Source organism: Pseudoalteromonas sp. BSi20652 (assembly GCF_000239855.1).
Lineage (GTDB): Bacteria > Pseudomonadota > Gammaproteobacteria > Enterobacterales > Alteromonadaceae > Pseudoalteromonas.
Map to the genome: position 1 here is coordinate 1 of NZ_BADT01000147.1, position 9065 is coordinate 9065.

The window sequence follows — 9065 nt, forward strand, 5'->3', positions numbered from 1 at the left end:
TTGACGTTGCGGTCAGTATGAGCTCTTTTTATATTAACTCCCTGTTCTTTCTGATATTTAACCTATTATAAGCAGTTAATTTTTCGACAGGTAAACAAAGGTTATTCACAAGACAAACAAGTTGTTTCTGATCTGGATGGAGTTACGTCGGGTTCATTGTCACAAATTAAGCGAGGCGAGAGACATTTAACTGCTAATCAGTGTATTTTTTTGGCTAATATTGTTGGAACTGACCAAAAAGAAGCTTTATTAAACTTAGCAATTGAGAAATCAAAAACTAAAGAAGAAAGTAAAATATGGTCGGATATTGTAAAAAAGATTAGCGCTGCATGTATTGCGGGCATTGTTGCAGCTGCGTGTCTAACTGGTCCAGTAGTGACCCCGCATTTGCGGTATAAGAGATAGCCCATAAATTACGTTATGTTAAATTGCACGGGTTTTAATAAAGCGAGCGTGATTATACAAACCAGCTCGCTTTTAGGAGAGTAATTTGGTGGTTAATTAAGCTCTGAATCAACCCAAAACTTAGTTCCTTTTAATACAGCTTGTAGTGCAAGGCCATTTTCGGTTACAGAATATACAGTAACTTGATCTGCAATTGCTTCGGCAACCAATGCACCGCCTTTATCTTCATATTTTGCTGCTGCATCAGCGTTTCCGCCAAATGCCCAACCATGTTCAATAAATCTATTTAGTGCAGCTTGGTTATGAAAAACCATTACAACGTTAAAATCTTTAACGCCTAAGCCAAGTCCTAAACCGGCTTCACCCATATTCATGTAAGTCGATTTACCTGTAAGGTTATTTCTAACAACACCGTAACCACCGCCAAAACTTGCTAAAACAACATTTACGTTCGCGTTATCAAAAACAGCGTAACCAGCCGAATTAGCAATTTGTTTTTTAACATCAGGTTTTTCAGCGTATAATTTATCTAATGTGTTTGCTTTCATACTTTGTACAAGTGAACGTTTTTCGCTTGGCGATGCACTACCTGTAGTAGCACATCCAGTTAACGCAACAGTTAAAGCAAGTACGCTTAGTATAATTAGTTTTTTCATAATGTTTTCCTTAATAAGATATAGCAACCAACAACCATAGAATAATCACAGTATTAAAATAATTAGAGCTTTACTATGTCCAATACTAGACAGTATCGGACTTTAACGTTATTCTGTAAGTCTATTATTTAATTGAATATTTATACATTATGCTTGTTGCTTTGGTTGATACGTTAAAACAATTAAGATATCAAATTGCCCATCTAGATGACGGTACTCTCAATTCAGAATACCCAGAACTTGCATCCTTTATACAGGAAGTTGGCTTGACTGTAACTGAATCAAAAGCTGATCTGACATTCTTGTATCAGTTTTTATATGTTTATGGCCGAAAATCAGAAGCGACTTATAGTCGTTTTCGAAATGAGCTTGAACGCTTTTATTTATGGTCATGGTTAATCGCAAAAAAATCAGTATTCGATTTAAAACGTGAAGATATTGAAGCTTACGTTGATTTTATGGTTGAACCAGATAAAGCATGGGCTGCAACATCCGTGCAATGGCGTTATAAAGATGAACAAGGAATTCGTCGATTAAACCAAAATTGGCGCCCTTTTATGCTTAAAGAATCCATTGCTAGTCAGCAAACTTTATCGTCTATGTTTACTGCTCTAAATGTGTTTTATAAGTTTGCCTTACTTGAAGAAAAAACATTCGCGAATTTTGTCCCTGTTGTTAAAAAAAATAGCCCGTACTTAGTTGTTCAATCTCAAATTCAAATTCCAGATACATTGAGCGATATACAATGGGAGTATGTTTTTGGCGTAACGCGTGATTTATGTGAGCATAAACCAGATTTAGAACGAAACTTATTTACGCTTGCCTGTTTAAAAGGCCTTTATTTACGAATTTCAGAATTATCTGAGCGCCCACAATGGTCACCGGTGATGTCTCATTTTTGGCAAGATAATGATGGCTTTTGGTTTTTACGTATAATGGGAAAAGGTAATAAATTACGAGATGTAACCTTGAGTGATGATTTTGTTGAATATTTAAAACGATACAGATTATACCGAGGTTTACCTGCCCTTCCCCGTGTTGATGAATCAGATCCTTTGGTTCATAAAATTCGCGGTCAAGGTGGTATGACCGTAAGGCAAATTAGGCGTTTAGTTCAACAAAGTTTTGACTATGCTCAGCAATCATTACTCGATGATGGTTTTAAAGATGATGCTGAACAACTTGGCGCTGCAACTGCACATTGGCTTCGTCATACGGGGGCAACACATGATGCGCAAACCAGACCGCTCAAACATTTATCAGAAGATTTAGGTCATTCTAAAATTGCGACTACCGATCAAATTTATATTCAAACAAATATTAAAGAGCGAGCAAAGTCAGGACTTAAAAGGAAAATTTAATGGAGTATTTAGTAATAGCATTTATAGGCGGGTTATTTTTAATTTATTCTTTAACACTTCGCCAGTTAGAAAAAACAGAAGTAACAGGCCCAATGTTTTTTGTTGTTGGCGGAATATGTTTAGCTTTAATGCTACCCAACGAAGGGGATAAAATAAAAGAAGGGGTTGATCTTTTATTACCATTTATAGAGCTTACGCTAAGTATTTTTTTATTTTCTGATGCAGCTAAATCAAAGTTAAGTGTATTAAGGCATAGTTTTCAGTATCCTAGTTTACTGTTGTTTGTTGCCCTACCCTTAACTTTGTTACTTGGTATTGCTGTTGCTTTATTTTTCTTTGCTGAGCTTTCACTTATTCAAGCAGCATTGCTCGCTATTATTTTAACACCTACTGATGCGGCATTAAGTAAAGGATTACTAGCAAGTACACAAGTGCCTGAAAAAATACGCGAAGGAATAAATACTGAAAGTGGCTTAAACGATGGATTATGCGTACCCATATTTTTAATATTTATATTACTCGCTAAAAATCCTGATTCAGCTATTACCGCAACACAAACATTAAGTGTGTTTGGCCGAGAGCTAGGCTTGGCTTTATTAGTAGCTATTACAAGTATTGTTGTTTTTATACCGAGTTTAAACTTTGCAATGAAACGTCATTACTTTGCACAAAATACCAGTCCATTTTTATTACTCGGTTTTGCTATGGCTGTTTTTTCTGTCACTCAGTATTTTCATGGCAGTGGATTTATTGCGGTGTTTATTGCAGGTTTATTATTTGATAAATTTTCGACTGAAGAAGTTAGAACAGAATTAATTGAAGACTCAGAGCACATTGCAGATTTTACATCGCTAATGATTTGGTGCTTGTTCGGGTTTGTTTGTGCTTACTTAGTTATTCCGAAATTAAATACTGAAATTATAATTTACGCTTTGTTAAGTACAACATTGATTAGAATAATTCCTGTTATGTTGTCATTGCAGTTTACGGCATTGAATATTAAAGAGCGTTTTACATTTGCGTGGTTTGGGCCAAGAGGATTAGCATCAATTGTCTTTACATTGATGGTGATTGATACGCAAATAGAAAACAAATATCAAATTGCGACAATAGCAATGACGACTATTTTGTTTAGTGTATTTATACACGGCATTAGCACTAAACCTATTGCAGATAGTTTTGTTAAAAAATAATTATTTAAACTAGGTAAATTAAGAATACGTATTAAAAAAGGCGTAACGGTTATTTTCATCACTGATGAAGTTAATCGTTGCGCCTTTTTGTATTTAATAAATAATTTACTAAATTTGTATTTAGATAAAAATATTTAAGTACTCTTATATAAGTGATCTTATTTAAGTACTCTTATTTTATAAAGTTATTTAAGAACCTGTGCTAGTAATTCAATTGGGTGTTTTGGTTTAAACTTTTCAAAACGTTTAACTTGGCTACGACAAGAAAATCCCGTAGATAAAAGTTGCTCAGGTTTATTTTTATCTACAATTGGTTTCCAGCTCATTTCGTAAAGCGCACGTGAGTTATCTTGATTTTGTGCTTCGTGGCCATAAGTTCCAGCCATTCCACAACAACCTGTATTTGTTGTTTTTAATGTTAAACCAATATCATTGAAAATTGTTTGCCATACATTTGCTGCTTTTGGCAGCGCAGTTGTTTCAGTACAATGACTCAGTAATGTAAATTCGGTATCTGTATTTTGCTTTGCGCTTAGTGATTTAAACGATTGTGTTTCTAGCCATTCATGAGCAAGCTGCACATTAAATTCGCCACGGTTATTTTCTAAAATTGTATTATATTCATCGCGATAACACATAACGAGTGATGCATCTAAACCGACTAACGGTGCATTAATATCATTTAATTTATTTAAAAACTCGGCTGCATTTTTAGCTGTAACTTTAAATTCATGCAAAAAACCTTTTACGTGTTGCGGTTTACCATTTGGTTTAAAAGGTAATAGCATTGGTTTTTTGCCAAGTTGGGTTATTAAAGTAATAAAACTTTCTACTAATTCGGCTTCGTAAAAGCTCGTAAATGGGTCTTGTACTATTAATACATATTCACTTTGTTGCTCTGCATTTAATTTATTTAATAAGTCAAAATCGAATTTTTGTATTTTAGTAACACGCTTTGAAAGTGCAGGAATACTTAACTGTGGTGTATCAACATAGCCAACCGTTTTTTTAATAACATTACTAACTAATGATGTTTTAACAATTGGATTTATAACTTTTGCAAACTTTGCCATTAATGGCGCGCTATTTTCTATGTTACCAACAAGGTAATCTTTTAGCGGGCGTGCATAATAACTATGATAATAATTTAAAAAGCGCGAACGAAAAGTGGGTACATCTACTTTAATTGGGCATGCAGTTGTACATGCCTTACACGCTAAACATTCATCCATTGACGCTTTTACTTCGTGAGAAAAGTCGTAAATACCTTTTCGTTTTTCGCGGCTATGAACAAAACGTTCCCACCGGGTAATGACTTCACCTTTGTTAAGTTGCTTTTCTACTTCGAGTAAATCTACATTTTTTGACTCTTGTAATCGAAGCCATTCGCGCATTAAACTTGCGCGTCCTTTTGGTGAATTACGGCGATCGCCAGTTACTTTATACGATGGACACATAGGTGAATTTTCATCGTAATTAAAGCATATGCCATTACCATTACAGGTCATTGCGTTGTTAAAACTGGTTTTAACTTCTATTGATATTTGCTTATCGAAGTGCGATCTCTTTTGTCCATCTACACTAACTAGTGAGTCTTTACTATCGATAGGAGTGCATATTTTACCGGGGTTAATACGATTGTTAGGATCGAAAGCTGTTTTTATTTTACGAAGTTGTGTATATAAATGCTCACCAAAAAATTCAGGACTATATTCACTTCGGTAACCTTTACCGTGCTCGCCCCACATTAAACCGCCGTACTTAGCGGTTAGTTTTACGACCTGATCTGAAATAGTTCTAAGTAGTTTTTCTTGTTCTGGGTCACACATATCAAGTGCTGGGCGTACGTGTAAAACCCCCGCATCAACATGGCCAAACATACCATACTGTAAATTATGACTGTCGAGTAATGCTCTAAATTCAACAATATAATCAGCTAAATTTTCAGGCGGTACTGCGGTGTCTTCTGCAAAGGCGAGTGGTTTTTGGCTGCCTTTTACATTACCTAATAAACCCACTGACTTTTTACGCATTGCGTAAATTTTTAGTATATCGCTTTTATCACTGGTTAACTGATAACCAATAACGCCATTAGTTTGATTTATTACGCATTCGTCTAGAAGCTTACAAAGCGTGTCTACTTTGTCTTTTATATCATCGTTTGATACTGCATTAAACTCGACCATGTTAAGGCCTTGCATATCTTTATTTGGTACATCGGTTATTAAGTCCGATACTAAATTCCAAATGATATCTTCACGCGCTAAGTTTAAAACTTTGCTATCAACGGTTTCTACCGATGTTGCGCGTGCATCGACTAAAAATGGTGAATGGCGTAATGCGGAATCAAAACTATCATACTTAATATTAATAAGCGTTTTAAATTCGGCAATAGGCGTTAGGTTTAATTTAGCTTCAGTGACTATACCTAATGAGCCTTCTGAACCCGTTATTAGGCGGCTCATGTCAAAAGTAAGTAAGTCATCACTTAGCACATGCTCTAGGTCGTAGCCGGTTAAAAAACGATTTAACCGTGGAAACTTAGCTAAAATAGCAGCACGTTCATTAATAGAAATATCTAAAACTGTCTTATATAAACTCCCAATAAGAGAGTCTTGATTAGCTATAATTTGTGCTTTGTCGATGTCTATGGGTGAGGTGCTCATAGGTGTGCCATCAACTAAATAAGTTGTAAGCCCTAAAACATGGTCGCTTGTTTTGCCGTAAACTAACGAACCTTGCCCCGATGCGTCAGTACTTATCATGCCACCAATAGTTGCCCTGTTACTGGTAGATAAATCAGGTGAGAAGAAAAAACCATAAGGTTTTAAAAAGTCATTAAGTTGATCTTTTATTACGCCGGTTTGAACGCGTACCCAACCTTCTTCTACATTTATTTCGAGGATTTCGCGCATATAGCGTGACAAATCTACAACAATACCAGGTGTTAACGATTGTCCGTTAGTACCCGTTCCGCCACCACGAGGGCCAAATGTTAATGATAAAAACGGGTCGCGAGATGCGGTTTGCAATGCGATTTGAATATCTTTTTCACTTTTTGGAAAAATAACACCTTGAGGTATTTCCTGATACACGCTGTTATCGGTTGAAGCAGTAATACGTGTTGCATAACTTGCGTCGGTATCTCCAGTAAAACCTTGGTTTGCAATAGTATTTAGGTAGTTTGCGACAAGTTCTGTTGCTGCATCTTGTTGTGTAATTGTTGCGATCATAACGGCATACTTTTAGGCATTTGATTAATTATATCATGGTGCTGGCGAATAGAAATTGAAGATTTTACAGTTTGTAACACTCTTTTAGTCGATTTTAATCCAGCTTAAATTAAACTCATACTAACGAGTAATGAGGTATTTTATATGAAAAAATTACTATTACAGATCAGTGGCGTGTTATTTATTTTGCTAGGATTATTTTTTGCGGTTGTACCTAGGGCGTGTTGACCTTTGGTTGTTGAATTTGCAGCAGTATGTTTGGTTTTTAGGCAAGGCAGAGCCTATGTAGTGTGGTTACTCCCCATAAATAGGCGATAACGCAGCATAAATACCAAACATGCGTTGCCCAATGGGTTCTTTCTAGGGACGATTAACTCTTTGTTGCCTACATGGATGTAGGTCTGTCTCTTATACACAAGTCTTTGAATATCGATAAGTCTGTGATCTAATCGATCATCATCACTCATAGATTTATCGTATGCACACAAACACTTCTGAAGAATGGGCTCAATTAATTTTTGGTAACGCTAATTTAGGGGATCCGAGACGCACCCGACGATTAGCTCTACTAGCAAGCGATATGGCTGAGAATGCAGACAGCTCAATTGTTAAGGCTTCTGATACACCCGCAAAAATTGAAGCCGCTTATCGTTTCATTCGAAATGAGAAAATATCCCCTCAAGCGATTGCAGATTCAGGGTTCTCACAAACGAGTGAAGCGGTAAAGCAGTTGCCTTTGGTTCTCGCTATCCAAGATACGACAGGATTGACATTTAAACACAGTGTTTGCAAAGAATTAGGCGATGTGAACTGTGCAAATACATTAGGAAAACCATCAAAAACAAGAACGCTATATGCGCATTCAACTTTAGCAATTGATGCAGATACGGAGCACGTTATTGGTTTACTCGACCAGTACTATTGGTTTAGGAAATCAAAGGTTAAAGGGACTAAAGATCAACAACAGCAACGCCCTTACGAAGAGAAAGAAAGCTATCGCTGGCAACAAACATTAATGGATATAAAAAACGTACAAGTGAATTGTCAAATATACTTAACATCTGCGACAGAGAAGCTGACATTTATGAGTACATGACTTACCAAAAAGATGAAGGGCATCGATTTTTAGTCAGAGCAAAAGAAAATAGAAAATTAATAGAGCCTCAATGCAATCTCAATCAGTTAATAGAAACAGCGCATGGTCAGTGTTGTTACACTATTAATATAGCGCAACGTGCGGGAAGAAAAGCGCGTCAGGCCCGAATTACATTGAGCTATCAACCTATAACACTCGCCAAGCCTAAGCGAGTTCAAGGGCAAGAAGCACCGACATTGAGTGTCAATGTCATTGTCTGTCAGGAAAAAGAAAGTACGCAAAAAAATCCATTATGTTGGATTTTATATACGACAGAGCCTGTAAACACAGCAGAAGATGCCCAGAAATTAGTAAGATACTATGAACTTCGCTGGCGTGTAGAGGAGTTTCATAAAACATGGAAAACAGATGGAACCGAAGTAGAAGATTTACGTTTGCAGCACAGTGATAATATTTTACGAATTGCGATCATTAAAGCGTTTATTGCTGTCAGGTTATTACAGCTGCAAAATATGGCGCAAAGGAGTGAATTAGACAAAGAAGTGAGATGCACAACTTGTGTTAAAGAGATGACGTGGAAATTACTATGGGCAAAGGTTGAAAAGGATGTGTTGCCGGATAAAGTACCGTCTCTTCACTGGCTATACTATAGTTTAGCGAAATTGGGAGGGTGGTATGACAGTAAAAGAAATGGTCGAGTTGGCGTAAAAGCACTCTGGAAGGGGTGGTTTAAATTAGCAGAAATGGTCGAATCTGCCGAATTGTTAATATCAATTCAGCAGACAGAAAAGTTGTGATCAAGAGACAGGGATGTAGGTAAGGGGCGTGAGCAGGACGCGGAAGCTTTGCTCGATTCTTACTTAGCCCACTAGGTTACAAACCTCGCGCCGCGATTTAATCGCCCCTAGATTGAACAAATTTCAATCCACAAAGATCAACACGCCCTTAGCCTTCACTTATATTTTTTATGGCGGGTTTATTGTGTTTTTCGTTTTACTACCCTAAAGCGCGACATTACTTATCACTTTGTCAAAAGGCGTTAACTAAATCATGTGCTTATTTAGATAAAAAATTAGCCCGTTAATTTACTTTTAGTTTAGTATAAAAAAATGCCAGCAATA

The 9065-nt window shown here is 36.5% G+C and carries 7 protein-coding genes; 5 read left to right on the plus strand and 2 right to left on the minus strand.

The window, feature by feature from the left end:
- The first annotated feature begins 210 nt into the window (after positions 1-210).
- A complete protein-coding gene (locus P20652_RS20405) occupies positions 211-405 on the plus strand; it encodes a DUF3693 domain-containing protein (RefSeq protein ID WP_008170015.1) in 195 nt (64 codons plus the stop codon).
- A 92-nt stretch (positions 406-497) separates the two neighbouring features.
- Here P20652_RS20405 and P20652_RS06570 read toward each other — a convergent pair whose 3' ends face one another.
- Positions 498-1061, minus strand: a complete 564-nt coding sequence (locus tag P20652_RS06570; RefSeq protein WP_007583197.1) for a YSC84-related protein — start codon at positions 1059-1061, stop codon at positions 498-500.
- Between the two features lie 149 nt (positions 1062-1210).
- Between P20652_RS06570 and P20652_RS06565 the strand changes: the two genes are divergently transcribed.
- Together P20652_RS06565 and P20652_RS06560 are read left to right on the plus strand one after the other, a co-directional pair.
- Entirely contained in the window at positions 1211-2422 is a 1212-nt protein-coding gene (locus P20652_RS06565; RefSeq protein ID WP_008170018.1) for a tyrosine-type recombinase/integrase, read from the plus strand.
- Positions 2422-3615 carry a sodium:proton antiporter gene (locus P20652_RS06560; protein ID WP_008170020.1) on the plus strand — a complete coding sequence of 398 codons (1194 nt, stop codon included), beginning with the start codon at positions 2422-2424 and terminating at the stop codon, positions 3613-3615. Before P20652_RS06565 ends, P20652_RS06560 begins: the two co-directional genes overlap by 1 nt.
- A 185-nt stretch (positions 3616-3800) precedes the next feature.
- On the opposite strand, the gene P20652_RS06555 is transcribed toward P20652_RS06560, so the two are convergent.
- Complete coding sequence (locus P20652_RS06555; RefSeq protein ID WP_008170022.1) at positions 3801-6848, minus strand: FAD-binding and (Fe-S)-binding domain-containing protein; 3048 nt, start codon at positions 6846-6848, stop codon at positions 3801-3803.
- Between the two features lie 478 nt (positions 6849-7326).
- On the opposite strand from P20652_RS06555, the gene P20652_RS20580 reads away from it, so the two are divergent.
- Both P20652_RS20580 and P20652_RS20585 read left to right on the plus strand, forming a co-directional pair.
- Entirely contained in the window at positions 7327-7944 is a 618-nt protein-coding gene (locus tag P20652_RS20580; RefSeq protein WP_008170024.1) for a transposase DNA-binding-containing protein, read from the plus strand.
- Positions 7941-8741 carry an IS4 family transposase gene (locus tag P20652_RS20585; protein WP_008170025.1) on the plus strand — a complete coding sequence of 267 codons (801 nt, stop codon included), beginning with the start codon at positions 7941-7943 and terminating at the stop codon, positions 8739-8741. The genes P20652_RS20580 and P20652_RS20585 overlap by 4 nt, the downstream gene beginning before the upstream one ends.
- Positions 8742-9065: the final 324 nt, after the last annotated feature.

Bases quoted from the DNA above. Each gene is read 5' to 3' on its own strand.
- P20652_RS06570 (WP_007583197.1), bottom strand. From the start codon at position 1,061: ATGAAAAAACTAATTATACTAAGCGTACTTGCTTTAACTGTTGCGTTA.
- P20652_RS06565 (WP_008170018.1), top strand. From the start codon at position 1,211: ATGCTTGTTGCTTTGGTTGATACGTTAAAACAATTAAGATATCAAATT.
- P20652_RS06560 (WP_008170020.1), top strand. From the start codon at position 2,422: ATGGAGTATTTAGTAATAGCATTTATAGGCGGGTTATTTTTAATTTAT.
- P20652_RS06555 (WP_008170022.1), bottom strand. From the start codon at position 6,848: ATGATCGCAACAATTACACAACAAGATGCAGCAACAGAACTTGTCGCA.
- P20652_RS20580 (WP_008170024.1), top strand. From the start codon at position 7,327: ATGCACACAAACACTTCTGAAGAATGGGCTCAATTAATTTTTGGTAAC.
- P20652_RS20585 (WP_008170025.1), top strand. From the start codon at position 7,941: ATGACTTACCAAAAAGATGAAGGGCATCGATTTTTAGTCAGAGCAAAA.